Origin of the sequence: Pseudomonas nitroreducens, assembly GCF_010994165.1 — a bacterium.
Taxonomy (GTDB): Bacteria; Pseudomonadota; Gammaproteobacteria; order Pseudomonadales; family Pseudomonadaceae; genus Pseudomonas; species Pseudomonas nitroreducens.
Genome location: NZ_WMBX01000004.1, coordinates 814,033 through 841,030, shown reverse-complemented (window position 1 = coordinate 841,030; position 26,998 = coordinate 814,033). Strand labels below are relative to the sequence as shown.

At 66.1% G+C, this 26,998-nt stretch carries 21 protein-coding genes; 9 read left to right on the top strand and 12 right to left on the bottom strand.

The genetic code is table 11. The features are described 5' to 3' along the window. Positions 1-51 precede the first annotated feature (51 nt). Both GJV37_RS21460 and gbcA read right to left on the bottom strand, forming a co-directional pair. A complete protein-coding gene (locus GJV37_RS21460) occupies positions 52-1,029 on the bottom strand; it encodes a dipeptidase (RefSeq protein WP_024767037.1) in 978 nt (325 codons plus the stop codon). Positions 1,030-1,662: 633 nt separating this feature from the next. After that, complete coding sequence (gene gbcA, locus GJV37_RS21455) at positions 1,663-2,952, bottom strand: glycine-betaine demethylase subunit GbcA (protein ID WP_024767036.1); 1,290 nt, start codon at positions 2,950-2,952, stop codon at positions 1,663-1,665. 425 nt (positions 2,953-3,377) lie between these two features. On the opposite strand from gbcA, the gene gbcB reads away from it, so the two are divergent. Further along, positions 3,378-4,481: a glycine-betaine demethylase subunit GbcB gene (gene gbcB, locus GJV37_RS21450; RefSeq protein ID WP_038803790.1), complete on the top strand. Its 1,104-nt coding sequence runs from the start codon at positions 3,378-3,380 to the stop codon at positions 4,479-4,481. A 235-nt stretch (positions 4,482-4,716) separates the two neighbouring features. On the opposite strand, the gene fusA is transcribed toward gbcB, so the two are convergent. Further along, positions 4,717-6,765 (bottom strand): elongation factor G, encoded by a 2,049-nt coding sequence (gene fusA, locus GJV37_RS21445; RefSeq protein ID WP_065085097.1) that lies wholly within the window; start codon positions 6,763-6,765, stop codon positions 4,717-4,719. Positions 6,766-7,688: 923 nt separating this feature from the next. Here fusA and GJV37_RS21440 point away from each other — a divergent pair. Next, on the top strand, positions 7,689-8,006 hold the full coding sequence (locus tag GJV37_RS21440) for a heavy metal-binding domain-containing protein (RefSeq protein ID WP_170858233.1): 318 nt from the start codon (positions 7,689-7,691) through the stop codon (positions 8,004-8,006). Between the two features lie 289 nt (positions 8,007-8,295). On the opposite strand, the gene GJV37_RS21435 is transcribed toward GJV37_RS21440, so the two are convergent. The 4 genes from GJV37_RS21435 to GJV37_RS21420 all read right to left on the bottom strand — a co-directional run bounded on the left by GJV37_RS21435 (position 8,296) and on the right by GJV37_RS21420 (position 11,308). Next, positions 8,296-9,339 (bottom strand): threonine aldolase family protein, encoded by a 1,044-nt coding sequence (locus tag GJV37_RS21435; protein ID WP_170858232.1) that lies wholly within the window; start codon positions 9,337-9,339, stop codon positions 8,296-8,298. Positions 9,340-9,414: 75 nt separating this feature from the next. Further along, on the bottom strand, positions 9,415-9,843 hold the full coding sequence (locus GJV37_RS21430) for a hypothetical protein (RefSeq protein WP_024767032.1): 429 nt from the start codon (positions 9,841-9,843) through the stop codon (positions 9,415-9,417). Between the two features lie 119 nt (positions 9,844-9,962). Then, positions 9,963-10,640 (bottom strand): hypothetical protein, encoded by a 678-nt coding sequence (locus tag GJV37_RS21425; RefSeq protein WP_024767031.1) that lies wholly within the window; start codon positions 10,638-10,640, stop codon positions 9,963-9,965. Positions 10,641-10,693: 53 nt separating this feature from the next. Next, the gene (locus tag GJV37_RS21420; protein ID WP_193452935.1) at positions 10,694-11,308 is read right to left on the bottom strand and encodes a hypothetical protein; all 615 of its coding nucleotides are present in this window, start codon (positions 11,306-11,308) and stop codon (positions 10,694-10,696) included. A gap of 163 nt (positions 11,309-11,471) precedes the next feature. Between GJV37_RS21420 and glyA the strand changes: the two genes are divergently transcribed. The 7 genes from glyA (at position 11,472) to fdhA (ending at position 20,921) form a co-directional block, all read left to right on the top strand. Beyond that, positions 11,472-12,725, top strand: a complete 1,254-nt coding sequence (glyA, locus tag GJV37_RS21415; protein WP_170858230.1) for a serine hydroxymethyltransferase — start codon at positions 11,472-11,474, stop codon at positions 12,723-12,725. Between the two features lie 112 nt (positions 12,726-12,837). Beyond that, on the top strand, positions 12,838-14,088 hold the full coding sequence (locus tag GJV37_RS21410; RefSeq protein WP_024766973.1) for a sarcosine oxidase subunit beta: 1,251 nt from the start codon (positions 12,838-12,840) through the stop codon (positions 14,086-14,088). Positions 14,089-14,284: 196 nt separating this feature from the next. Next, positions 14,285-14,614 carry a sarcosine oxidase subunit delta gene (locus GJV37_RS21405; RefSeq protein WP_024766974.1) on the top strand — a complete coding sequence of 110 codons (330 nt, stop codon included), beginning with the start codon at positions 14,285-14,287 and terminating at the stop codon, positions 14,612-14,614. Next, positions 14,614-17,634 (top strand): sarcosine oxidase subunit alpha, encoded by a 3,021-nt coding sequence (locus GJV37_RS21400; RefSeq protein WP_170858229.1) that lies wholly within the window; start codon positions 14,614-14,616, stop codon positions 17,632-17,634. The genes GJV37_RS21405 and GJV37_RS21400 overlap by 1 nt, the downstream gene beginning before the upstream one ends. 171 nt (positions 17,635-17,805) lie before the next feature. Further along, complete coding sequence (locus GJV37_RS21395) at positions 17,806-18,441, top strand: sarcosine oxidase subunit gamma (RefSeq protein WP_037012695.1); 636 nt, start codon at positions 17,806-17,808, stop codon at positions 18,439-18,441. A 95-nt stretch (positions 18,442-18,536) separates the two neighbouring features. Then, positions 18,537-19,394: a formyltetrahydrofolate deformylase gene (locus tag GJV37_RS21390; protein ID WP_170858228.1), complete on the top strand. Its 858-nt coding sequence runs from the start codon at positions 18,537-18,539 to the stop codon at positions 19,392-19,394. Between the two features lie 327 nt (positions 19,395-19,721). Further along, a complete protein-coding gene (fdhA, locus tag GJV37_RS21385) occupies positions 19,722-20,921 on the top strand; it encodes a formaldehyde dehydrogenase, glutathione-independent (protein WP_170858227.1) in 1,200 nt (399 codons plus the stop codon). 195 nt (positions 20,922-21,116) lie between these two features. Here fdhA and GJV37_RS21380 read toward each other — a convergent pair whose 3' ends face one another. The 5 genes from GJV37_RS21380 to GJV37_RS21360 form a co-directional block, all read right to left on the bottom strand. Continuing rightward, positions 21,117-21,512, bottom strand: coding sequence for a lysozyme inhibitor LprI family protein (locus GJV37_RS21380; protein WP_170858226.1), 396 nt, complete (start codon positions 21,510-21,512; stop codon positions 21,117-21,119). 195 nt (positions 21,513-21,707) lie between these two features. Next, the gene (locus tag GJV37_RS21375) at positions 21,708-22,820 is read right to left on the bottom strand and encodes a class II histone deacetylase (RefSeq protein WP_170858225.1); all 1,113 of its coding nucleotides are present in this window, start codon (positions 22,818-22,820) and stop codon (positions 21,708-21,710) included. Continuing rightward, positions 22,817-24,208 carry a purine-cytosine permease family protein gene (locus GJV37_RS21370; protein WP_084359588.1) on the bottom strand — a complete coding sequence of 464 codons (1,392 nt, stop codon included), beginning with the start codon at positions 24,206-24,208 and terminating at the stop codon, positions 22,817-22,819. The genes GJV37_RS21375 and GJV37_RS21370 overlap by 4 nt, the downstream gene beginning before the upstream one ends. A 69-nt stretch (positions 24,209-24,277) precedes the next feature. After that, positions 24,278-25,324 carry an ABC transporter substrate-binding protein gene (locus GJV37_RS21365; RefSeq protein ID WP_084359586.1) on the bottom strand — a complete coding sequence of 349 codons (1,047 nt, stop codon included), beginning with the start codon at positions 25,322-25,324 and terminating at the stop codon, positions 24,278-24,280. A gap of 290 nt (positions 25,325-25,614) precedes the next feature. Beyond that, positions 25,615-26,997: an aspartate aminotransferase family protein gene (locus GJV37_RS21360; protein ID WP_037013498.1), complete on the bottom strand. Its 1,383-nt coding sequence runs from the start codon at positions 26,995-26,997 to the stop codon at positions 25,615-25,617. Between the last annotated feature and the right edge of the window lies 1 nt (position 26,998).

Genomic DNA, 26,998 nt, shown 5'->3' with positions numbered 1-26,998 from the left:
GCGGCCCTCACCCCTTGCCTCTCCCGCGAGCGGGAGAGTGGAAAGTCGCTGTTACTCGCCCCACACGTCTTTCAGGACGCGCACCCAGTTCTCGCCCATGACCTTGCGCACCACGCGCTCGGGCATGCCGCGCTTGAGCAGGGTTTCGGTGAGATTGGGGAACTCGCCCACGGTGCGGATGCCCAGCGGGTTGACGATCTTGCCGAAGTTGGTGAGGCGGCGGGCATAACCCTTGTCGTGGGTCAGCCACTCGAAGAAGTCCTGGCCGTGGCCCTGGGTGAAGTCGGTGCCGATGCCGATGGCGTCCTCGCCGACGAGGTTCATCACGTACTCGATGGCTTCGGCGTAGTCGTCGATGGTCGAGTCGATGCCCTTGGCGAGGAAGGGCGCGAACATGGTCACGCCGACGAAGCCGCCGTGGTCGGCGATGAACTTCAGCTCGGCGTCGGACTTGTTGCGCGGATGTTCCTTGAGACCCGACGGCAGGCAGTGGGAATAGGTGACGGGCTTCTTCGACTCGAGGATGACTTCCTCGGAGGTCTTGGAGCCGACGTGGGACAGGTCGCACATGATGCCGACGCGGTTCATCTCCGCGACGATCTCGCGGCCGAAACCGGAGAGGCCGCCGTCGCGCTCGTAGCAGCCGGTGCCGACCAGGTTCTGGGTGTTGTAGCACATCTGCACGATGCCCACGCCCAACTGCTTGAACACCTCGACGTAGCCGATCTGGTCCTCGAATGCATGGGCGTTCTGGAAGCCGAAGAGGATGCCGGTCTTGCCCTGCTCCTTGGCCTTGCGGATGTCCGCGGTGGTGCGCACCGGGATGACCAGGTCGCTGTTCTCGCGGATCAAATTGTTGCTCGTGACTATGTTGTTCACCGTGGCCTGGAAGCCTTCCCACACGGAGACGGTGCAGTTCGCGGCGGTCAGCCCGCCCTTGCGCATGTCCTCGAACAGCTCGCGGCTCCACTTGGCGATGATCAGGCCATCGATGACGATGCTGTCGGCGTGGACTTCGGCTGGGCTCATCTTGGCGTACCCCTTCTCAGGCTTGGCGCGCCGGGGCTTGTGCCGACGCTTTGCAGGCAGGATATCCCTGCCCCCCGAGGCGACCCGGTTCGAAAACGACCAGGGTCGACCCGAAAGCGTCAACCTCGCGACATGGGCGACAGCGTTTGCGTCGCGCTGGGGAATGTGTGGTGCGGAACCCCATGTGCTGCAGGGTTCGCAGTACCTGTAGGAGCGAGCTTGCTCGCGAATGCTCTTCGTTGCGGGACGCGGCGTGAGAGCTGAAAACGCCCTCTCCCCAGCCCTCTCCCTGAAGGGAGAGGGAGCGGTCCTGATTTCGCGGAAAGACCAGCGTCAACCAGCGAGCACTTGATCTGCCCGCTGCACGAACAGTCCCCTCTCCCTTCAGGGGGAGGGTTAGGGAGGGGGTATTTCGTCGGCGGCACCGGGTCCGCCGGGGGACATTCGCGAGCAAGCTCGCTCCTACAAGTAACGCTGCGCCAGGGCGATTTCAGCGCTTGCGCCAGCAGGCGAAGAGGTTCCACGCCACCAGGCCGGTGACGAAGGCGGAGCTGCTGTAGAAGAGCATGGCGTCCAAGGGGATTCCTCTTCAACGACAGCGCCCCCGCAAAGGGGGCGCTGGGTGGCGGGGGCTTACTTCTCGGCGACCAGGCGCGCGTGGGCGGATTCCTCGCCCAGGTTGTTCAACATCCGCTCGCTGTACCAGTCGAGGAAGTTGATCACACCGAACTCGTAGGTCTTGGAGTACGGCCCCGGCTGGTAGGCGGTGGAGTTGATACCACGCTGGTTCTCTTCGGCCAGGCGGCGGTCCTGGTCGTTGGTGGCGTCCCAGACTTCGCGCAGGCGCGCCACGTCGTAGTCGACACCTTCCACCGCATCCTTGTGCACCAGCCACTTGGTGGTGACCACGGTTTCCTGCGCGCTGATCGGCCAGACGGTGAAGACGATCAGGTGGTCGCCCATGCAGTGATTCCACGAGTGCGGCAGGTGCAGGATGCGCATCGATCCCAGGTCCGGGTTCTGGATGCGGCCCATGAGCTTCTTGCTGCCCTGCTTTCCGTCCATGGTCATGGACACGGTGCCCTGCAGCAGCGGCATGCGCACGATGCGGTTGCGCAGGCCGAAGCTGGCGTGGGCGTACGGAATCTTCTCCGCTTCCCAGGCGGTGGTGCAGGCCGCCACCTGGTCCTTGAACGCCTGGCTGGCGCGCGGGTCGGTGACGTCGTCCCACTCCAGCAGGGTGTTCAGCAGCTCCGGGTGCGAGCCGTTGCAGTGATAGCACTCGCGGTTGTTTTCCAGCACCAGCTTCCAGTTGGCCTTTTCCCGCAGCGTGGTCTGCACCGCCACCTTGGTGTTCTCCATGTCGTACGGCTCCATGTAGTGCTCGAGCGTACGCAGGAAGTCATCGATGGCCGGCGGGTTCTCCGACAGCGAGATGAAGATGTAGCCGCCGGCGGTCTTCACATTCACCGGCTTCAGGCTGTAGTCCTTCATGTCGAAGTCCGCGCCCATCTCGGTGCCGGCGAACAGCAGGCGGCCGTCCAGTTCGTAGGTCCACTGGTGGTACGGGCAGACCAGCTTGGCGACCTTGCCCTTGTCGCTGACGCACAGGCGCGAACCACGGTGGCGGCAGACGTTGTGGAAGGCGTGGATCTTGCCCTCGGCGCCGCGCAGCACGATGACCGGGTTGTCGCCGATCTGCAGGGTGAGGAAGTTGCCCTTGGCGGGGATCTCGCAGGTCATGCCGGCGATCAGCCACTCCTTGTGGAAGATCTCCTGCATGTCCAGCTGGAACAGGCGTTCGTCGTTGTAGAAGGGTTGCGGCAGCGAGAAGCTGTGGTCGCGAGTGCGCAGCATCTCGGCGGTGGCCTTGCGGGCCGGTTCCAGCGGATCGCCCAGACTCAGGGTAGTAGTGACGTCCATTGCTAGGTCCTCATGCCGCAGCCCGTTTGGCTGCCGGCGGAAATAAGTGGCTGATACGGTGTGCCACGCAGGGCATTTGCGGCAGGTGCCAGGCGCGCCGAGTGCGCCGTTTCCCGCCGTCTCGCTCAACCTGGGGGGTTGCTCGGCATGGAGCTGAGTGTGGGGCCGCGCCCTGTAGGAACCCTTATCCATGGGCGACACGGCCAGATCATTTCCCGACGCGCAACCGCACGTCCCAGGCGGCAGGTCGCGATAAGCATGCAAATGTCGCTGGCAGGTAAATGCATCGGTCATCCTCGTGCACACAATCCGCCCCATCAGGCATGCCGACAGGCCCCGTGCTTTCTACGCTCAAGCGACGTAGGCAACGGACCCCGGCGCTGCCCCCTCAGGCCCAGCACGGCCCGCGTGCGCGGAGAGACAGCATGTCGACGAACACCTTCCTCAACCCGGTGAACACCCAGACCTGGGCCAACGGCCGCCACCTGGTGCGCTGCGTGAAAGCCATCCAGGAAACCTGGGATGTGCGCACCTTCTGCTTCATGGCCGACGCGCCGATCATGTTCTTCTTCAAGCCCGGCCAGTTCGTCACCCTGGAACTGGAGATCGACGGCCAGCCGATCATGCGTTCCTACACCATCTCCAGCTCGCCCTCGGTGCCGTACAGCTTCTCCATCACCATCAAGCGGGTGCCCGGCGGCAAGGTCTCGAACTGGCTGCACGACAACCTGAAGGAAGGCGACCAGATCCCGGTGCACGGCCCGGTGGGCAACTTCAACGCCATCGATTTTCCCGCCGAGAAGGTGCTGTTCCTCTCCGGCGGCGTCGGCATCACCCCGGTGATGTCCATGTCGCGCTGGTTCTTCGACACCAACGCCAACGTCGACATGGTCTTCGTGCACAGCGCGCGCACGCCCAAGGACATCATCTACCACCGCGAGCTGGAGCACATGAACTCGCGGATCAACAACTTCAAGCTGTACCTGGTCTGCGAGAAGTACGAGATGGGCGAGTCCTGGGCCGGCTACCGGGGCTTCCTGAACAAGGCGATGCTGCAACTGATGGCGCCGGACTACCTCGAACGCGAAGTCTTCTGCTGCGGCCCGACGCCGTACATGCATGCGGTCAAGCGCCTGCTCGAAGCCGAAGGCTACGACATGTCGCGCTACCACGAGGAAGCCTTCGGCCCGACCCCACCGGAAGTGCGCGCCGACGTGAAGGAGCTGGCCGCCGAGGCCGCCGAAGCACCAGCCGTGCCGCTGGCCGAGCAGAACCTCGTGGAATTCTGCGAAACCGGCAAAAGCATCCGCGTGGCGCCGGGCGAGACCGTCCACGCCGCCGCTGCCCAGCTCGGCCTGCACATTCCCAAGGCCTGCGGCATGGGCATCTGCGGCACCTGCAAAGTAATGAAGCGCTCCGGCGAGGTGGAGATGGAGCACAACGGCGGGATCACCGACGAAGATGTCGCCGAAGGCTACATCCTGTCCTGCTGCAGCGTGCCCAAGGGCGATGTGGTGATCGAGTACTGATCACAGGCTGCCCCCATCCGTCCCACACGTTACCCACCGAGTTATCCACAGGAAAGGGGTGTCCCGGCGCAAGGCTGGAGACACCTCCGGCCGACCCGAATGGCCGCCTCGATCCCGCCTGCAACCCGCATGCCACGTGGCTTACAGCAGACCGGCGAGGCCATTGTGGCGACGCGTGGAAGCGCACAGGCACGGGCCTTTGCGGCGCCCGCCTGCGACAACTATCCACATTCGTTCAGTCTTCTTCCGGGGTTGCCTTGTAGCCACTGGACAGGCGCTGCTGCACGTCCTGTGGGACGGCGCTGTAATGGCTGGAGGAAAGGCTGTAGAGCCCCTGCCCGGCGGTAATGGATTTCAAGCGATTGGCGTAGCCGTCCATCTCCGCCAGCGGGACCTGGCCACGCACCAGCGCGACGCTGGCCGACAGCGACTCGGTACCCAGCACCTGGCCCCGGCGGCCGGTGAGATCGGCGGTGATATCGCCCAGATGCGACTCGGGCGTCGTCACCTCGATCTGCATCACCGGCTCCAGCACGATGCCCCCGGCATTGCGCAGCGCATCGAGCATCGCCTTGCGCCCGGCGGCCTGGAAGGCGATGTCCTTGGAATCCACCGAATGGCTCTTGCCGTCGAACACCGTGACCTTGACGTCTTCCACCGGGAAGCCGGCCAGCGGCCCGGCTGCCAGCGCCGCGCGCACGCCCTTTTCCACCGAGGGGATGAAGTTGCCGGGGATCACCCCACCCTTGATCGCATCGACGAAGGCGAAGCCCTCGCCACGCGGCAGCGGCTCGATGCGCAGGAACACCTCGCCGAACTGCCCCGCTCCGCCCGTTTGCTTCTTGTGCCGGCTGTGGCCCTCTGCCGCTCGCGTGGCGGTCTCGCGGTAAGGGACGGCCGGCGCGCGGGTCTGCACCTCCAGCTTGTATTGACCGGCCATGCGTTCCAGCAGGTAGCGCAGGTGCATCTCACCCATGCCGCGCAGCACGGTCTGCTGGGTCGAGGCGTTGTAATCCAGACGCACACAGGGGTCTTCGGCCTGCAGGCGCTGGAGGATTTCCGCCAGGCGCTGCTCGTCGCCGCGGCGGCTCGCCTCGATGGCCAGGCCCTGCATCGGCTCGGGGAATTCCAGCGGCTTGAGGTGGATGTGGTCCTCATCGTGGGAATCGTGCAGCACCACCCCGTACTCCAGTTCGTCGACCTTGGTCAGCGCGCCGAAGTCCCCCGGGATCAGCCACGGCGCCTCCTCATGCTTCTTCCCCTGCAGGCGCAACAGGTGTCCGACCTTGAACGGTTTGCGCCCGTCGCCGGCGAACAACTGCATTTCCCGGCGCACCGTGCCCTGATGCACGCGGAATACAGCCAGGCGGCCGACGAAGGGATCGATCACCACCTTGAACACGTGGGCCAGCACATGGGCCTTGGGGTCCGGCTGGCAGGTCACCGGGTGTTCCTTGCCCTTGTCGTCGGTGCGCAGGAACAGCGGCGGGTTGCCTTCGCCGGGGTTGGGCGCGAGGCGCGCGAGAATGTCGGCCAGCTCAGGGACGCCAGCACCGGTGCGGGCGGAAACGAAGCACAGGGGAATCAGGTGCCCTTCGCGCAGCGCACGCTCGAAGGGTTCATGCAGCGCCTCGGGCGCCACCTCGCCCTCCTCCAGGTAATGCGCCATCAGCGCCTCATCCACTTCCACCACCTGGTCCACCAGCGCCTGATGCGCCTCGGCCACGGAGGAGAAGTCAGCCTGCCCGTCAGGATTGAAGAAGCAATCCACAACCCGCGCGCCACCCTCGGCGGGCAGGTTGAGGGGCAGTACTTCCTTGCCGAACGACTCGCGCAAACCCGCCAACAGGGCCGGCAGGTCAACGCGCTCGGCGTCGATCTTGTTCACCACCAGCATCCGGCACAGGCCGCGTTCGCCCGCCCAGTCCATCATCCGCCGCGTGGACAGCTCGATGCCGTTCTGCGCATTCACCACCACCAGCGCGGTTTCCACCGCAGCGAGCGCCGGCAACGCGTGGCCGATGAAGTCGGGATAACCAGGGGTGTCGACCAGGCGGATGTGTGCGCCCGCGTGCTCGAAGTGCGCCAGTGCGGCGGCCAGTGAGTGGTGATACTCGCGCTCCATGGGGTCGGAATCGCAGAGGGTGTCGCCGCGCTCCAGCGAACCCATGCTGGGGATTGCGCCGGCGTGCTGCAGCAGCGCCTCGGCAAGCAGGGTCTTGCCGCTGTCACCGTGGCCGACCAGGGCCACGGTGCGGATCTGTTCCACCGAGTAACTGGACATGCTGGATCTCCCGCCACCAGGGTTTCTGCCCGCCGTGGCTAAATTATAGGCAGCCTCCCCCAGGGCCCTGGACAAATATTGATCAGCCCCGCGAGAGCCATAGGGAGCGGGGCTCGCAGCGATCCATCCACAACCCGCCCACAAGTTCCTGGCAGAACGCTGCACAGCCGATGTGGAAAACTCGCCGGAAAATCCGCTGGAAGCCAGTAACGACGCCACTTTCGCCATTTGATCAAAAAATGTACTGAGACGAGGACGGCGCGCCGTGCGCGGCCTCCAGCGATCTGGGTACAGCTTGTCCACAGCTTCCTCGAGATTCGCCCCACAGCCATTGTGGAAAGTTTTACGCCGCTCCCGGCGCCGGGGAAAAGTCGCTGTGGATCAATTGCTTGCTCCCTTGCTGGTCAATCCTTGAGCAAGGCTGTGAAACCCACGGCGGGCGTGGCACGGAGGATGTTTTCCACAGGAGGCGCACAAGCGGGTCAACACAAACCGGGGATAGCGGAGGAAAGATCGTGCACAGACCCTTTGCCGAAATCGATACACAGACTCCCAAGTGGTTGAAAAGAAGGAGTTGATCAGAAAACAGCCAGATTCTGGCAAGCCAGGCACCACCAGCTCCGCAGGCACCTCCCAACAGATTTTCCACAGGTTGGGCAAGCGTGCCTCCACAGCAGCTGTGGAGATCTCCCCAACGCTCACTTCTACCTCTGCAAGCCACGAATAACGGGCACCTTGCGAAAATGAGCGACGATTTTCCAGCCGTCACGAAAGTGCCGCGGGAGTGTCATTTTCCACCAGGTTGTCCACAGCTTTATCACAAGGTTTCCCCGGTATCTTCGCCAAACGCTGAAACACAGCCGGCGCGGCCTTCCCTGGGGTGCAGGGCTATGCTGGATTTCCCCAGCAGAGGAGCCAGTCCCATGATCCTGACCACCACACCCACCATCGAGGGCAAGACCATCCAGGAATACCGCGGCATCGTGGTCGGCGAGGCGATCCTCGGCGCCAACGTGTTCCGCGATCTGTTCGCCGGCCTGCGCGACATCATCGGCGGCCGTTCCGGTGCGTACGAGAAGGAGCTGGGGCGGGCGCGGGAGATTGCCTTCGAGGAGCTGCAGGAACGCGCCGAGGAGCTGGGCGCCAACGCCGTGGTCGGCATCGACCTGGATTACGAGGTGGTGGGCCAGAACGGCAGCATGCTGATGGTCAGCGTGAGCGGGACGGCGGTGCGGGTGTGAGCGGAGGCGTCACGCCTTGCGCGTCCGATTAATCCGCCCCAGGGCTTTCCCCTCACCCCAACCCTCTCCCTCAGGGAGAGGGAGCATTCCGTGCCAGCGATGGTACGGTTTTATCCTGCTCCGAACGGTCCCCTCTCCCTTGGGTGAGGGCTAGGGTGAGGGGCTCTGCGCGCTCTTGATTGAACTTTGAGCACATCGCTGCAGAACACGCCGCCCGTGACCTGCAAGCATCCATCCACAGGTTGGCGACAGGTTGCGCGAACAACCGTCCCCAGCGCCTGGGGACAACTCAGGCGCTCATCACCTTCCGAATATCCGCCGCCAGCGCCTCGACCCGCTCGATCTCGGTGTCCCACGAACACATGAAGCGCGCGCCGCCGGCGCCGATGAAGGTGTAGAAGCGCCAGCCGAGCTGACGCAGGGCTTCCAGCGCCGGTTCGGACATCTGCAGGAACACGCCGTTGGCTTCCACCGGGAACATCAGCTGCACGCCCGGCACATCGGCGACGCGCTCGGCCAGCAGTTGTGCACAGCGGTTGGCATGGCTGGCGTAGTGCATCCAGGCATCGTCCTGCAGCACGCCCACCCAGGGCGCGGCGAGGAAGCGCATCTTCGAGGCCAGTTGGCCGGCCTGCTTGCAGCGGTAGTCGAAGCCTTCGGCCAGTTCGCGGTTGAAGAACAGGATGGCCTCACCCACCGCCATGCCGTTCTTGGTACCGCCGAAGCACAACACCTCGACGCCGGCCTTCCAGGTCAGCTCGGCCGGGGTCGCGCCGAGGAAGGCGCAGGCATTGGAGAAGCGCGCGCCGTCCATGTGCAGATGCAGGCCCAGCTCGCGGCAGGTGGCACTGAGCGCCTGCAGCTCATCCGGGCGGTAGACGGTGCCGACCTCGGTGGCCTGGGTGATGGTGACCACGCGCGGCTTGGGATAGTGGATGTCCTGGCGCTTGAGGGCGATCTCGCGGATCGCAGCCGGGGTCAGCTTGCCCTGGGCGTCGGTGCGCGCCAGCAGCAGCTTGGAGCCGTTGGAGAAGAACTCCGGCGCGCCGCACTCGTCGGTCTCGACGTGGGCGGTCTCGGCGCAGATCACGCTGTGGTAGCTCTGGCACAGGGCGGCCAGGGCCAGGGAGTTGGCCGCGGTGCCGTTGAAGGCGAAGAAGACTTCGCAGTCGGTCTCGAACAGCTCGCGGAAATAGTCGGAGGCACGGGCGGTCCACTGGTCGTCGCCGTAAGCGCGCTCGTGGCCGCGGTTGGCCTCGGCCATCGCCGCCCAGGCTTCGGGGCAGATGCCGGAATAGTTGTCGCTGGCGAACTGTTGGGTGTTGTCGGTCATGGGGCTGCCTCGGCACTGCGCAGAAATGTCAGTCAGCAGCGTAGCGAAAACCCCGCCTCTCGTGCAGCCGGACTCTTACAGCCGCTGGTTCACGTAGGCGCTGACGAACTGCTTGGCATCCTGGGTCGCCGACAACTGCTGGTCGTAGCAGACCTTCCGGGTATTGCTCTCGCCGGGGAGCATCACTTCACCGCAATCGCCCCGCAGTACCAGGGCGATAGGTTCCCTGTCCTGGGAATGCAGCTTGAACAGGGATTCGTCGAGCAGGCTGAGGCCATCCATCCGATGGATGCGCATGTTCCATGCGTGGGCCACCCCGCCGATGCGCACCAGGAACATATTGGCCTTGCGCGGGCCTATCTGTTCAAGCCAGACCTTGACGCCGTCCGCACCGCTGTAGGCCTTGACCTCGGGTGCGGGTTGCGCGGGTATCTGCGTCGCATGGCCGGCCAGCGAAAACGCCGCTGCCAGCAGCAGGGGCAGGTTTCTCAATTTGAATTTCATGGTCCTCCACCTCGGCCTCTGGCGATCGGTAACGAACGATGCCGAGAATCTTCCTAAGAACTAGGTGAGATGGAGGATCAGAAACCGGAATGACTTCCTGTCAGATATATCTCTATCTGTCAGGGCAGCTTGGTCAGCGCCATCTGCTCGGAGATCGGCACGAACAGCTCGCGCAGGGACTGGGCGGTGCCGCCGTTGGGCTTGTCCGGCGAGGTCATGTTGAGCACGTAGCGGCCCTTGATCAGCCCCGTCAGGCTCGACTCGCCAGCCTTGTCGTCCGGGCCCGGCACGCTGATGGCCAGCGGGTCGCCCATACGGGTGCTGTCGATCACCGGCAGGTACTGCTCGCCGCCGAACTGCGCGGCGGTGCCGTTCTGCAGCGCGGCCTGGCGCGCCTGGTTGAGCAGCGAGACGTTCTTCGCGGTGGTGTCGCGCAGCTTGGCCTGGGCGGCCAGGTACTGCTTGGCGGCCTCACCCTGCTGGTCGGCGCCCGGCGCCGGCAGGCCGGTGTCGGTCAGGGTCACGACCAGTTGCTGGCTGCCATCGGCCTTGCCGTAGACGATGGTGGCACTGTCATAGCCGCATTCGCGGGACAGGTAGGGATAGCCGTAGACGGCCTTGGTCGGCGGCAACGCGCGTTCCAGTTCATGGCCGGAGCAACTGTCGCCAGCCGGGGTAGCGGCGGCGCTGCTGGCAGCCTGGGGCGCTTCGGCCTTGGCGGGTTTGCTGTCGTCACCACAGCCCTGCAGCGTCGCGGTGAGCAGCAGGGCGGAAAGCAGAGTCAGGGAACGGTTCATGGCGTCCTCGCATTTCGTGAGGGCCGCAGTTTAGTCCCTTGGCCGGGCGGTTCCTATCCGTAGCTTCGTTGCGCGGGTTTGCAAAGCCAGCGACCGGCTCCCTCGTCGAAGCCCGCGTCAATGACTGCGAGCCCATCGCCGCGCGACTCCAGGCAGAAGGTCCTCATGAACGTCGCCCGTGCGCCGTCCCCGCGGCTGTCGTGCCCACCAACGGTGACGCTGTACAGGCCCGGCTCGAGGGGCCGGGCCGGAGTTTTCTCGGTGAAGCCGGGGATCGCCTGGCCGTAGGCGAAGCAGGTGTCGCTGCGCAGCGGCACGCCCTGGGCCGGCTCGATACTGGAAGATGCCCAGAACGGCTCGTAAGGCTCGCGGGAGACCTCGATGTCATGCACCGCTACCTGCCGCTCATCCACCTTCAGCGTGCGGTTGAAGAACAAACCGGGCGACTTGAACGCCGCGCCGCCGAAGCACAGCGTCCTGCCCTGCATCCAGACATTGGCGTCGCCGTCGAACAGGCGCGACATGCCCCAGGCCGACCCCGTCGACACCAGCAGGGCAAGGCCCAGCGCCCCCCATAGAAAGCAGCGCTTCATCCGCATGACTCCACCGGCCACGCCGCCCTGGCGCAGGCATGTCGCATTCTGACCAGCCGTCGCGAGCAATTCCACGCACCCGGTCGCTTTTGCGCCTGTCGCGGCATGTCGCAAACGCACCTACCCGCGACGTGCGCAGGCATCTGGACCGGCTGGGCCAGTCATACCATCGCTGCCATGGGGGCCACTCGGCTCCGTACCGGCCATGGCGCTTCCGGGCGCCGCAGGGAGACCAGCGATGTTCAGCAAGCACGACCAGATCCAGGGCTATGACGACGAACTGCTCGCGGCGATGAATGCCGAGGAGTCCCGCCAGGAGGACCACCTCGAGCTGATCGCCTCGGAGAACTACACCAGCAAGCGCGTCATGCAAGCCCAAGGCAGCGGGCTGACCAACAAGTACGCCGAAGGCTATCCGGGCAAGCGCTACTACGGTGGCTGCGAGCATGTGGATAAGGTCGAGCAGTTGGCCATCGACCGCGCCAAGCAGCTGTTCGGCGCCGACTACGCCAATGTGCAACCGCACTCCGGCTCCTCGGCCAACGCCGCCGTGTACCTTGCCCTGCTCAACGCCGGCGACACCCTCCTGGGCATGAGCCTGGCCCACGGCGGCCACCTGACCCACGGCGCCAAGGTGTCGTCCTCGGGCAAGCTGTACAACGCGGTGCAGTACGGCCTGAACACCGACACCGGGCTGATCGACTACGACGAGGTCGAGCGCCTGGCCGTGGAGCACCAGCCGAAGATGATCGTCGCCGGCTTCTCCGCCTACTCCAAGACCCTGGACTTCCCGCGCTTCCGCGCCATTGCCGACAAGGTCGGGGCGCTGCTGTTCGTCGACATGGCCCACGTTGCCGGCCTGGTCGCCGCCGGCCTCTACCCGAACCCGCTGCCCTACGCCGACGTGGTCACCACCACCACCCACAAGACCCTGCGCGGCCCGCGCGGCGGCCTGATCCTGGCCAAATCCAACGAAGAGATCGAGAAGAAGCTCAACTCGGCCGTCTTCCCCGGCGCCCAGGGCGGCCCGCTGATGCACGTGATCGCCGCCAAGGCGGTGTGCTTCAAGGAAGCGCTGGAGCCCGGCTTCAAGGACTACCAGGCCCAGGTGATCAAGAACGCCCAGGCCATGGCCAAGGTGTTCATCGAACGCGGCTATGACGTGGTTTCCGGCGGCACCGACAACCACCTGATGCTGATCAGCCTGGTGAAGCAGGGCCTGACCGGCAAGGAAGCGGACGCCGCCCTCGGCCGCGTCGGCATCACGGTGAACAAGAACGCCGTGCCGAACGACCCGCAGAGCCCGTTCGTCACCTCCGGCATCCGCATCGGCACCCCGGCGGTCACCACCCGTGGGCTGAAGGAAGAACAGTGCCGCGAGCTGGCCGGCTGGATCAGCGACGTGCTGGACCACCTGGGCGACGCCGACGTCGAGGCCAAGGTGGCGACTCAGGTCGCCGGGCTGTGCGCGGACTTCCCGGTCTACCGTTGACGAACTTCCTTCTCCCTCTGGGAGAAGGTGCCCGAAGGGCGGATGAGGGGGAGCAACCCCCTCACCCCAGCCCTCTCCCCAGGGGAGAGGGGGAAGAGATCAGGAGCACCCCATGCAACGCTACTCCGGCTTCGGCCTGTTCAAGCACTCCCTGAGCCACCACGAGAACTGGCAGCGCATGTGGCGCACGCCCACGCCCAAGCCGGTGTATGACGTGGTCATCGTCGGCGGTGGCGGGCACGGCCTGGCCACGGCCTACTACCTGGCCAAGGAGCACGGCATCACCAACGTCGCGGTGGTCGAGAAGGGCTGGCTGGGCGGCGGCAACACCGCGCGCAACACCACCATCGTGCGTTCCAACTACCTGTGGGACGAGTCGGCGCTGCTCTACGAACACGCGATGAAGCTGTGGGAAGGCCTGTCCCAGGACCTGAACTACAACGTCATGTTCTCCCAGCGCGGGGTCTACAACCTCTGCCACACCCTGCAGGACATGCGCGACGGCGAACGCCGCGTGAGCGCCAACCGCCTCAACGGCGTGGACGGCGAGTTGCTCAACGCCCAGCAGGTGGCCGAAGAGATTCCCTACCTGAACTGCACCAAGAGCGCCCGCTACCCGGTGATGGGCTCCACCGTGCAACGTCGTGGTGGCGTGGCCCGTCACGATGCCGTGGCCTGGGGCTTCGCCCGCGCGGCCGATGCCCTGGGCGTGGACCTGATCCAGCAGACCGAAGTGATCGGCTTCCGCAAGCAGGACGGCGCGGTCATCGGCGTCGAGACCAATCGCGGCTTCATCGGCGCCAAGCGCGTCGGCGTGGTCACCGCCGGCAACTCCGGGCACATGGCGATGCTCGCCGGCTTCCGCCTGCCGATCGAATCGCACCCGCTGCAGGCACTGGTTTCCGAGCCGCTGAAACCCATCATCGACAGCGTGATCATGTCCAACGCCGTGCACGGCTACATCAGCCAGTCGGACAAGGGCGACCTGGTCATCGGCGCCGGCATCGACGGCTACAACGGCTACGGCCAGCGCGGCTCCTACCCGGTGATCGAACACACCCTGCAGGCCATCGTCGAGATGTTCCCGGTGCTCTCGCGCGTACGCATGAACCGCCAGTGGGGCGGCATCGTCGACACCACCCCGGACGCCTGCCCGATCATCGGCAAGGCTCCGGTGAAGAACCTGTTCTTCAACTGCGGCTGGGGCACCGGCGGCTTCAAGGCCACGCCCGGTTCGGGCAACGTCTTCGCCGCCACCCTCGCCAAGGGCGAGCCGCATCCGCTGGCCGCGCCCTTCTCCATCGAACGCTTCCACACCGGCGCGCTGATCGACGAACACGGCGCCGCCGCCGTCGCTCACTAAAAGCCGCCCGAAGGGCGAAATCTGATGACCCTCTCCCTTCAGGGAGAGGGTGCCCGAAGGGCGGGAGAGGGTGCTGAAGGCGCGAGCCAACCCTCAACTGAAACGAAACAACGGGAGAGCGACCCTCTCCCCAACCCTCTCCCTGAAGGGAGAGGGAGCCGGTCAGCCGGCAAGATCAGTTTCCGGAGGCTACAAAATGCTAAACATCTTCTGCCCCCATTGCGGCGAGCTGCGTTCCGAAGAGGAATTCCACGCCAAGGGCCAGGCGCACATCCCGCGCCCGCTCGATCCGGCCGCCTGCACCGACGCCGAATGGGGCGACTACCTGTTCTTCCGCGACAACCCGCGCGGCATCCACCACGAGCTGTGGGTGCACGCCGCCGGCTGCCGCCAGTACTTCAACGTCACCCGCCACACGGTGACCTACGAGATTCTCGAAACCTACAAGATCGGCGAAAAACCCAGCGTCACCGCCGCCAACTCCGAGAAGAAATCCGCTGTCCAGCCCGCCGTGGAGAAGGCCTAATGAGCCAGATCAATCGCCTGTCCCGTGGCGGTCGCATCGACCGCAACAAGCCGCTGACCTTCAGCTTCAACGGCCAGAGCTACCAGGGCTTCGCCGGTGACACCCTGGCCGCCGCGCTGCTGGCCAACGGCGTCGACATCCTCGGCCGCAGCTTCAAGTACTCGCGCCCGCGCGGCATCGTCGCCGCCGGCGCCGAAGAGCCCAACGCCATCCTGCAGATCGGCTCGCGCGAATCCACCCAGGTGCCCAACGTGCGCGCCACCCAGCAGGCGCTGTACAGCGGCCTGGTGGCGACCGCCACCAACGGCTGGCCGAACGTGCAGAACGACCTCATGGGGATCTTCGGCAAGGTCGGCGGCAAGCTGATGCCGCCGGGCTTCTACTACAAGACCTTCATGTACCCGCAGTCCATGTGGCTGACCTACGAGAAGTACATCCGCAAGGCCGCAGGCCTCGGCCGCGCGCCCACCGAAGTGGACCCGGACAGCTACGACTGGATGAACCACCACGCCGACGTGCTGATCGTCGGCGCCGGCCCCGCCGGCCTCGCCGCCGCCCTGGCCGCCGCGCGCAGCGGTGCGCGGGTGATCCTCGCCGACGAACAGGAAGAGTTCGGCGGCAGCCTGCTGGATACCCGCGAAACCCTCGACGGCAAGCCGGCCGAGGAATGGGTGGCCAAGGTGATCGCCGAGCTGGAAGGCAACCCGGACGTGCTCCTGCTGCCGCGCTCCACGGTCAACGGCTACCACGACCACAACTTCCTCACCATCCACGAGCGCCGCACCGACCATCTCGGTGAGACCGCGCCGTTGGGTCAGGTGCGCATGCGTGTACATCGCGTGCGTGCCAACCGCGTGGTGCTCGCCGCCGGCGCCCACGAGCGCCCGCTGGTCTACGGCAACAACGACGTGCCGGGCAACATGCTCGCCGGCGCCGTCTCCACCTATGTGCGCCGCTATGGCGTGGCACCGGGCAAGAAACTGGTGCTGTCCACCAACAACGACTACGCCTACCGCGTCGCCCTGGACTGGCAGGAAGCCGGTCTGCAGGTGGTCGCCATCGCCGACGCCCGCCCCAATCCGCGTGGCGAGTGGGTCGAGGAAGCGCGCAAGCGCGGCATGCGGGTCATCACCGGCAGCGCGGTGATCGAGGCACGCGGCAGCAAGCGCGTGAGCGGCGCGAAGGTGGCGTCCATCGACACTTTCCGCCACAAGGTCAATGCGCCCGGTGAGTGGCTGGACTGCGACCTCATCGCCAGCTCCGGCGGCTACAGCCCGGTGGTGCACCTGGCCTCGCACCTGGGCGGCAAGCCGGAATGGCGCGAGGACATCCTCGCCTTCGTGCCCGGCCTGGCCTTCCAGAAACGCCTCTGTGCCGGCGCGGTGAACGGCGTGTTCCGCCTCGCCGATGCCCTGGCCGACGGCTACCAGGCCGGCAGCCAGGCCGCTGTCGACGGCGGCTTCAAGGCTGTCGACGGTGAGCTGCCGGTGGTCGCCGAGCGCGCCGAGGACGCCACCCTCGCGCTGTTCCAGGTGCCCCACGAGAAATCCACGGCGCGCGCGCCCAAGCAATTCGTCGATACCCAGAACGACGTCACCGCCGCCGCCATCGAACTGGCCTGCCGCGAGGGCTTCGAGTCCATCGAGCACGTCAAGCGCTACACCGCGCTGGGCTTCGGCACCGACCAGGGCAAGCTGGGCAACATCAACGGCCTGGCGATCGCCGCCCGCGCCCAGGGCAAGAGCATCGCCGACACCGGCACCACCATGTTCCGCCCCAACTACACCCCGGTGACCTTCGGCGCCGTCGCCGGCCGCCACTGCGGGCACCTGTTCGAGCCGGTGCGCTTCACCGCCCTGCACGCCTGGCACGTGAAGAACGGCGCCGAGTTCGAGGACGTCGGCCAGTGGAAGCGCCCGTGGTACTTCCCCAAGCGCGGCGAAGACATGCACGCCGCCGTGGCCCGCGAGTGCCGCGCCGTGCGTGAAAGCGTCGGCCTGCTGGACGCCTCGACCCTGGGCAAGATCGACATCCAGGGCCCGGACGCCCGCGAGTTCCTCAACCGCGTCTACACCAACGCCTGGACCAAGCTGGACGTGGGCAAGGCCCGCTATGGCCTGATGTGCAAGGAAGACGGCATGGTCTTCGACGATGGCGTCACCGCGTGCCTGGCGGACAACCACTTCGTCATGACCACCACCACCGGCGGCGCGGCGCGCGTGCTGGAGTGGCTGGAGCTGTACCACCAGACCGAATGGCCGGAGCTGAAGGTGTACTTCACCTCGGTCACCGACCACTGGGCCACCCTCACTCTGTCCGGCCCCAACAGCCGCAAGCTGCTGGCCGAGGTCACCGACATCGATCTGGACAAGGACGCCTTCCCCTTCATGACCTGGAAGGAAGGCAAGGTCGCCGGCGTGCCGGCGCGGGTGTTCCGCATCTCCTTCACCGGCGAGCTGTCCTACGAGGTGAACATCCAGGCCAACTACGCCATGGGTGTGCTGGAGGCCATCGTCGCTGCGGGCGCGAAGTACAACCTGACGCCCTATGGCACCGAGACCATGCACGTGCTGCGCGCCGAGAAGGGCTTCATCATCGTCGGCCAGGACACCGACGCCTCGGTCACCCCGGACGACCTGAACATGGGTTGGGCGGTCGGTCGCACCAAGCCGTTCTCCTGGATCGGCTGGCGCGGCATGAACCGCGCCGACTGCCAGCGCGAAGACCGCAAGCAGCTGGTGGGCCTGAAGCCGACCAACCCGATGGACCTGCTGCCCGAAGGCGCGCAACTGCTGTTCACCCCGCAGCACACCGTCCCGGCGACCATGGTCGGCCACGTCACCTCCAGCTACATGAGCAGCAGCCTGGGCTACAGCTTCGCTCTGGCGGTGGTGAAGGGCGGCCTCAAGCGCCTGGGCGAGAAGGTCTACGCCCCGCTGGCGGACGGCCGGGTGATCGAGGCGGAGATTTGCAGCTCGGTGTTCTACGACCCGAAAGGGGAGCGGCAGAACGTGGATTGATTCGGAGCGGCCGGTTGCCCTCACCCTAACCCTCTCCCAGGGGGAGAGGGGACAGGTCGGAGCCGTCGGCGAGCACGACACTCACAGCACACTCAGCTCGGCCCCCTCTCCCTCGGGAGAGGGCTGGGGTGAGGGGAAACAGGCGATAAGCGCCCCCAAGGTGAACAGAACATGAGCAAAGCCAACCTCTACCAGCAACGCCCCGCCGACGGCATCCAGGCCGAATCGCCCCTGCACCACGCCGAGCTGGACAAGCTCGCCGCGCGCAAGGTGGCCAATGCCGGCGTGACCCTGCGCGAGAAGAAATTCCTCGGCCACCTGACCCTGCGCGGCGACGCCCACGACCCAGCCTTCGCCGGTGGCGTGCACCAGGCCCTGGGCCTGGAGCTGCCGGTCGCCCTGGGCCTGGTGGCCAAGGGCGAAACCTCGCTGCAGTGGCTCGGCCCGGACGAGTGGCTGCTGATCGTCCCCGGCGGCGAGGAATTCGCCGTCGAGCAGCGCCTGCGCGAGGCGCTTGGCGAAGAACTGCACTACTCGGTGATCAACGTCAGCGGCGGCCAGACCCTGCTGGAACTCGAAGGCGCCAAGGTCCGCGAAGTGCTGATGAAGTCCACCGGCTACGACGTGCACCCGAGCAACTTCCCGGTGGGCAAGGCGGTCGGTACGAACTTCGCCAAGTCCCAGCTGGTGATCCGCCATACCGGGGAGCACACCTGGGAGCTGGTGGTGCGCCGCAGCTTCTCCGACTACATCTGGCTGTGGCTGCAGGACGCCTGCGCCGAGTACGGCCTGCAGGTAGCGGCGTAAGAAACGCTCTTCCCCCTCTCCCCCTGGGAGAGGGCCGGGGTGAGGGAAACCCCACTCCAACCTCTGCAACCAGAGGAAAACTTCGGAGCCAGACCATGAGCCGCACCCCCGATACCTGGATCCTCACCGCCGACAGCCCTAGCCTGCTGGGCACGGTGGACGTGGTCACGCGCTACCTGTTCGAACAGCGCTGCTACGTCACCGAGCACCACTCCTTCGACGACCGCCTGGCGCAGCGCTTCTTCATCCGCATCGAATTCCGCGCCGGCGACGGCTTCGACGAGGCGGCCTTCCGCGCCGGCCTCGCCGACCGCGTCTCGCCCTTCCAGATGAACGTCGAACTGACCCCGCCGGGCTACCGCAGCAAGGTGGTGATCATGGTCTCCAAGGCCGACCACTGCCTGAACGACCTGCTCTACCGCCAGCGCATCGGCCAGTTGCCGATGGACGTGGTGGCGGTGATCTCCAACCACCCGGACCTGGAACCGCTGGCGCGCTGGCACGGCATTCCCTACCACCACTTCGCCCTCGACCCCAACGACAAGGGCGCGCAGGAGGCGAAGGTCTGGCAGGTGATCGAGGAAACCGGCGCCGAGCTGGTGATCCTCGCCCGCTACATGCAGGTGCTGTCCCCCGAGCTATGCCGGCGCCTGGACGGCTGGGCGATCAACATCCACCACTCGCTGCTGCCCGGCTTCAAGGGCGCCAAGCCCTACCACCAGGCCTACCAGAAGGGCGTGAAACTGGTCGGCGCCACCGCCCACTACATCAACAACGACCTCGACGAGGGCCCGATCATCGCCCAGGGCGTCGAGCCCGTGGACCACTCCCACTACCCCGAGGACCTGATCGCCAAGGGCCGCGACGTGGAGTGCCTGACCCTGGCCAAGGCCGTGGGCTACCACATCGAGAAGCGCGTGTTCCTGAATGCCAACCGGACGGTGGTGCTGTAGAGCAGCACCCGTAGGGCGCATAACGCCACAGGCGTTATCCGCCGTGCCGGCCTGAACGGCGGATGGATGGAGCTCATCCGCCCTACGCTTCTGGAGCCACCGGTGAAGCCGGTGACCAGACAGCGCACCGAACAAGCCCCCTCTCCCTCTGGGAGAGGGCTGGGGTGAGGGGCTCTTAGACCTCCTCCCACGCACCGAGCAACACCGACAGCCCAGCCGGCTGCCAGCTGTACCGACCGGCCCTGTCGCGCAACACACGACATCCCAGTGCAAAACCGCGAGCCGCAGGGCCCGCCTTTGTACCCACAAACACAATGAGGAATGCGTATGTCTGGCAATCGTGGTGTGGTTTATCTCGGCCCAGGAAAGGTCGAGGTCCAGAACATCCCCTATCCGAAAATGCAGGACCCGCAGGGCAAGCAGATCGACCACGGGGTGATCCTGCGCGTGGTTTCCACCAACATCTGCGGCTCCGACCAGCACATGGTCCGTGGCCGTACCACCGCGCCGGAGGGCCTGGTGCTGGGCCACGAGATCACCGGCGAGGTGGTGGAGATCGGCCGTGGCGTGGAAACCATGAAGATCGGCGACCTGGTCTCGGTGCCGTTCAACGTCGCCTGTGGCCACTGCCGCACCTGCAAGGAGCAGCACACCGGCGTCTGCCTGACGGTCAACCCGTCCCGCGCTGGCGGCGCCTATGGCTACGTCGACATGGGCGGCTGGGTCGGTGGCCAGGCCGAATACGTGATGGTCCCCTACGCCGACTTCAACCTGCTGAAGCTGCCGAACCGCGACCTGGCGATGGAGAAGATCCGCGACCTGACCTGCCTGTCCGACATCCTGCCCACCGGCTACCACGGCGCGGTAACCGCCGGCGTCGGCCCGGGCAGCACCGTCTACATCGCAGGCGCCGGTCCGGTCGGTCTTGCCGCCGCCGCCTCCGCACGCCTGCTGGGCGCCGCGGTGGTGATCGTCGGCGACGTCAACCCGACCCGCCTGGCCCATGCCAAGGCGCAGGGCTTCGAGATCGCCGACCTGTCCAAGGACACTCCGCTGCACGAGCAGATCGCCGATCTGCTGGGCGAGCCGGAAGTGGACTGCGCGGTCGACGCGGTGGGCTTCGAGGCCCGTGGCCACGGTCATTCGGGCTCGCAGCACGAGGCTCCGGCCACCGTGCTGAACTCGCTGATGGGTGTGGTGCGGGTGGCCGGCAAGATCGGCATTCCGGGCCTCTACGTCACCGAAGATCCGGGCGCGGTGGACGCGGCGGCCAAGCAGGGTTCGCTGAGCATCCGCTTCGGCCTGGGCTGGGCCAAGTCGCACAGCTTCCACACCGGTCAGACCCCGGTGATGAAATACAACCGCCAGCTGATGCAGGCGATCATGTGGGACCGCATCAAGATCGCCGATGTCGTCGGGGTGGAAGTCATCACCCTCGACCAGGCGCCCAAGGGCTACGGCGAGTTCGATGCCGGGGTACCGAAGAAATTCGTCATCGACCCGCACAACCTGTTCCGCGCCGCCTGACGGCGCACCCGCCCCCGGCCGCGAGCCACTTCCGCGGCCGTCTCTCCAGGGGAGCCGCAAGGCTCCCTTTTTTTGTCCGCGCGGCCGGGGCGTGTAGGAGCGAGGGGGACGCCTAGTTCTTGCTCGCGAACCTGCCCAGCACCGGCGCAACCGGGACATCTGTTCGCGAGCAAGCTCGCTCCTACAGATAAGACGTCAGTGCTTGGGAGCGGGGCAGTTGAAGTCGCCTTCCTGGCAGTCGGACAGCGTCTGCAGCTGCTTGATGCGCTGATCGGTCATGGCCTTCAGGCAGTTGCTGTAGGCCATCGGGTAACCCGAACCACCCTCGACGCTGGAGGTCTCGAACTTGCAGCTCAGGTCGCGGTAGTTCAGCCAGGCTTTCTGCGCGGCGGTGAGCGCTTTCTTCTGTCCGGCATCCAGGCGCTGGCGGTAGTGCCCGTAGAGGTCGTTGAGGCGCTTGTCGCTGGCTTTGTAAGCGGAGCCGATGCAAGCGTTGATATCCGCCTGGGTCTGGGCGTCGGCGCAGTCGGCAGCGGCCTGGGCGAGGGAGGAGAAGGCCAGCAGGCCGAGGGGAAGGAGCAGGAACTTCATGGGGACGCGATCCGTTGTTTTGGATGGAATCCCCACTCTAGCCGCTCGGGCAGGAAAGCGTTGTAGGACGCAGGCCCAGGTTCGATCCAGGACCGGCGGCGGATAACGCCTGGGGCGTTATTCGCCCTACCTGGGGCCGAACCCCTGTCGTAGGGCGGATAACCGCTCGCGGTTATCCGCCGTTTCGTCGCAGGTTCAGCCCAGCAGCTTCGCCGCCATCCGCTCCAGCGCCTGGCGCTGGAAGGCGCGGAAGTCCGCGTCCGGCTGCTGGCCTTCAAGCATCGGCAGGAAGGGATCGACCACCTCGGTGCGCACGCCAACCATTTCCTCGATCACCGCGTGACCGCAGAACGGCACGTAGGCTTCCGCGTAGCCGCCTTCGTGCACCACCACCAGCTTGCCAGCGCACAAGCGCTCGGCGGCGTCACGCACGGCGGCAGTCATGAAGCGGAAGGTCTCGCTGTGGGCGAGCATCCGCGCCAGTGGGTCCACGCCGTTGGCGTCGAAGCCGCTGGCGACCACGATCAGCTCGGGCTGGAAGCGTTCCAGCGCCGGCACGATGAGGGTTTCCATGGCCGCGCGGTAGGCGTCGTCGCCGCTGCCCGGATAGAGCGGCACATTGAGGTTGTAGCCCTTGCCCGCGCCTTCGCCGATGTCGTCCACGGCGCCAGTCCCAGTGGGGTAGCAGTCGGCCTGGTGGATCGACAGGGTCAGCACGTCGTCACGGCCGTAGAAGATCGCCTCGGTGCCGTTGCCGTGGTGCACGTCCCAGTCGAGCACCGCCACGCGCTGGATGCCGTGGCGCGCCTTGGCCGTCTCCACCGCCACGGCGATGTTGGCCAGGTAGCAGAAGCCCATGCCGCGATCGGGCAGGCAGTGGTGGCCCGGCGGGCGGGACAGCGCGTAGGCGTTGTCCAGTTCGCCGCGCAATACCGCGTCCACCGCGGCGATGGTCAGGCCGGCGGATTGCCGGGCGATGTCGTAGGTGCCATGGCTGACCATGGTTTCCTCGCCCATGTCGCCGTGGCCGGCTTCGCTGTACGCCTTGAAGCGCTCCAGGTAACTCGCCGGGTGCACGCGCAGCAGGTCTTCCTCGCTGGCCAGCGGCGCGCTGGACAGGTGCAACTGGCTGCTCAGGCCGGAGACATCCATCAGGCTTTTCAGCCGGCGCTTGCTCTCCGGCGACTCGGCGTGGCCGGCGCCCACCGGCGGCTGCAGCCAGCCGCCGACCGGGAGGATCAGGGCATGCAGCCCGGTCGCGTGCCAGAAGCAGCGCTCGTCGAAGAAGAACCCGGTACGACGGCTCATGCGCGGGCCGCCTTCAGGGCGCGCTGGCGCTTGCGGCTGAACAGCCAGTAGACCGGCGAGACCACGCCCAGGCCGACGACCCAGGAGATGTCCGCGCCGTTCATGGCCTGCGCGGCGGCGCCGGTGTAGAGCGCGGTGGACATGAACGGCACCTGCACCAGGATGCCGAGGATGTAGCAGTTCACCGCGGTCCAGTTGAAGGTGCCGTAGATACCGCCGTCACGCCGGAAGAACGACAGCACGTCGTATTCGCCGTGGGCCACCAGGTAGTAGTCGACCAGGTTGATCGCGCTCCAGGGCACCAGGACGTAGAGCAGCAGCAGGATGAAGTTGGTGTAGTTGGCCATGAAGTTGTCCTGGCCGAGCAGGGCGATGGCCAGCGAGCCACCGAACAGCGCCAGGGCGATCACCGCGCGCCAGCCGGCCTGGGCCGACCAGGACGGCAGCAGGGTCTGGCCGACGGTGATGGCCGAGAGCGTGCCGCAGTACAGGTTCATCGAGTTGGTCGCGGCGATGCCGATGGAGAACACCGCAACCATGATGGCGCTGAAGCCGCCGGTCATCTCGATCAGGCCGGCGATGACGTCGCCCTCGCCCACCGACAGGCCGACCAGCACACCCAGCAGCATTGGCAGGATGGAGCCCAGGCAGCAGCCCCAGTAGCTCGACCAGAACGCAGTGCGCGCACCGGTGCCCTGCGGCATGTAGCGCGAGTAGTCGGAAACGTAGGGGGCGTAGGCCAGCTGCCAGAGCGCGGCGATGGACAGCGCGCCGAGGAAGCCAGGGATGTTGTTCTCGTTGCGCTGCAGCAGGTCCGCCGGCAGGCCGTGGACGAACACCAGCCAGACGAAGCTGACCAGCAGCACCGCGCCGGACAGCCAGGACATCACGCGGGTGTAGCCGTGGATCAGGCGGTAGCCGAACACCGTGGCGATCACGCTGATCGCACCCACCAGCAGGATGCCGGTGTTGGTGCCGATCACCTCGAAGCGCGCGTGCAACGCCTGGCCGCCGAGCACCAGGTTGGAAGCGAAGAAGCCCAGGTACATGATCACCACCAGGGCGACCACCAGCAGCGAGCCGAAGGAGCCAAACTGGCCGCGGGTCTGCACCATCTGCGGCACGCCCAGCTGCGGGCCCTGGGCCGAGTGCAGGGCCATGAACACGCCGCCCACCAGGTTGCCCAGCACCAGCGCCAGCACGGCGGCGAAGAATGGCAGCTTGAACACGGTGACCGCCAGGGCGCCGGTGACCACGGTCAGCAGCATGATGTTGCTGCCGAACCAGATGGTGAAGAGGTCGCGGGCGCGGCCGTGTCGTTCGTGCGCAGCGATGGGCTGGATGGTGCTCAGCTCCAGCGTCGTCGCCTGGTTTTGCGTCGTTGTCATGGTGTTTCTCACGCGTCGTTGGCAAGGCAGGCCCGGCGCAAGCGCCGGGCGCGGATCAGGAAAGGGAAATCAGCGAGCGGCCCAGGCGTTGAAGCGCTGTTCCAGCTCTTCGCCGTGGTCGACCCAGAAGGCCGCGTCCACCGAGCGGGCGCCTTCGAGGTTGGCCGGCGCGGTGGGCAGCGCGTCGCGCACGTCCGCCGGCAGCAGGTCGAGGGTGCCCTTGTGCACGGGGCCGTAGGGGATGTTCTCGGAGAAGGTCTTCTGGGTCTGGGGCTGACTGGCGAAGGCGATGAACTTCTCGGCCAGCGCCTTGTTCGGCGTGCCTTTCACCACGGCCCAGTATTCCGGGTCGTACAGGCTGCCCGGCCAGACGATGCCCAGCTTCACGCCTTCCTTCTGCGCGGCGGCGATGCGGCCGTTGTAGGCGGCGCTCATCACCACGTCGCCGGCGGCCAGCCACTGCGGCGGTTGCGCGCCGGCTTCCCACCACTGGATGTTGCCCTTGAGCTGGTCGAGCTTGGCGAAGGCGCGGTCGACGCCTTCCTTCGTGCCGAGCACCTTGTAGATATCTTCCTGCTTCACGCCGTCTGCCAGCAGGGCGATTTCCAGGGTGTACTTGGCGCCCTTGCGCAGGCCGCGCTTGCCCGGATATTCGGCGGTGTTCCAGAAGTCGGCCCAGGACTGCGGGGCCTTGGCGACCTTGGCGCCGTTGTAGGCCATGACCATGGACCAGACGTAGGTGGCCACGCCGCACTCGCTGAGGGTGCCGGGGACGAAGTTCTTCTCGTCGCCGATGGCCGCCGGGTCGATGCGCTCGAACAGGCCTTCCTCGCAGCCGCGCAGCAGCTCGGGGCTTTCCACCTCGACCACGTCCCAGGTGACTTTGCCGACATCGACCATGGCCTTCACCTTGGCCATCTCGCCGTTGTATTCGCCGGCAACGATCTTGCCGGCGCCACTGGCCTCGAAGGGCTTGAAGTAGGCCTGCTCCTGGGCCGCCTTGGTGGCGCCGCCGAAGGAGATGACGGTGATGCTTTGGGACTGGGCATTCACGCTGCCGACAGCAGCAGCGAGGGCACAGGTGATGGAGATGCGCGTGAGCAAGGACACTTTCATGGAACGACTCCCACAGCCGGATTGGCGTTGTTGTGTTGCTGGGCAGTACCCCCGGCCAGAAGCCGGGCAAAAGGGTTCCATCGCGCGGGCGTCTTTGCGCTCGCGGCGTTGTTGTTGGTGTTCTTTTTTGTAGGAGCGGGATTGCTCGTGAAACTTCGGCGCTAGCGGGTTCCCTCTTCCTAACCCTCTCCCTTCAGGGAGAGGGTTAGGAAGAGGGGCCCTCAGACCCAGCACAAAAGCTTCGCGAGCAAGGACTAGGCGTCCTCCTCGCTCCTACAAAAGTGCGTGCCTTACAGCACGCCGATTTCCTGGGCCGTGCGATCCACCGCGCGGCGGGTCTTGTCGACCAGTTCGTCGATCTCGGCACGACCGGCGACCAGCGCCGGGGCCATGATCATGCGGCCGAGGGTGGAACGGATGATCACGCCTTCCTCGAAGCCGATGGTGCGGCAGCGCCAGGCGATGTCGTTCTCGTTGTCGAAGCGCTTGCGGGTGGCCTTGTCCTCGACGAACTGCAGCGCGGCGACGAAGCCGGTGCCCTGGATGTCGCCCACCAGCGGGTGGTTGCCGAAGACCTCGCGCAGGCACTGCTGCAGGTACGGGCCAGTGTCGTTCTTCACCGCAGTCACCCAGCCCTCGTCACGCAGCGCGCGCAGGTTGGCGACGGCTACGGCGGCGGCCACCGGGTGGCCGGAGTAGGTCAGGCCGTGGGCGAACACGCCGCCCTCTTCCACCAGCGCCTGGGCGATGCGCTTGCTCAGCACCAGGCCGCCCATGGGGATGTAGCCGGAGGTCAGGCCCTTGGCGATGGACAGGGTGTCCGGCTGGAAGCCGAAGTGCTGGTGGGCGAACCACTCGCCGGTACGGCCGAAGCCACCGATCACTTCGTCGGCGCACAGCAGCACGTCGTACTGACGGCAGATGCGCTGGATTTCCGGCCAGTAGCTTTCCGGCGGGAAGATCATGCCGCCGGCGCCCTGGAACGGCTCGGCGATGAAGCCGGCGACGTTGTCGGCGCCCAGTTCGAGAATCTTCTCTTCCAGCTGCAGCGCGCAGCGACGGCCGAACTCGGCCGGGGTCAGGTCACCGCCGGCGGCGAAGAAGTAGGGTTCGTCGATGTGCGCGATGTCCGGGATCAGGCCGCCCATCTCGTGCATGAACTTCATGCCGCCCAGCGCGGTGGCCGCCAGGGTCGAGCCGTGGTAGCCGTTCCAGCGACCGATCATGATCTTCTTCTGCGGCTTGCCTTCGATCTGCCAGAAGCGGCGCACGGTACGGATCAGCACCTCGTTGGCCTCGGAGCCGGAGTTGGTGTAGATCGCGTGGCTGTAGTGGTCGGGCAGCAGGCTGAAGAGCGTCTCGGAGAGTTCGATCACCGCCGGGTGGGTGGTGTGGAAGAACATGTTGTAGTACGGCAACTCGTCCAGCTGGGCGGTGGCGGCGGCGGTCAGGTCCTTGCGGCCGTAGCCCAGGTTGGTGCACCACAGGCCGGACATGCCGTCGATGTACTTGTTGCCGTCGTTGTCCCACAGATGCAGGCCTTCGCCACGCACCATCACGCGCGGGCCCTCGGCGTTCAGCGCCTTCTGGTCGAGGAAGGCATGGATGTGGTGGGCCGCATCGGCTTTCTGGTATTCACGGGTGTCGCGCGGGGCGCGGGTGTTGTCGGTCATC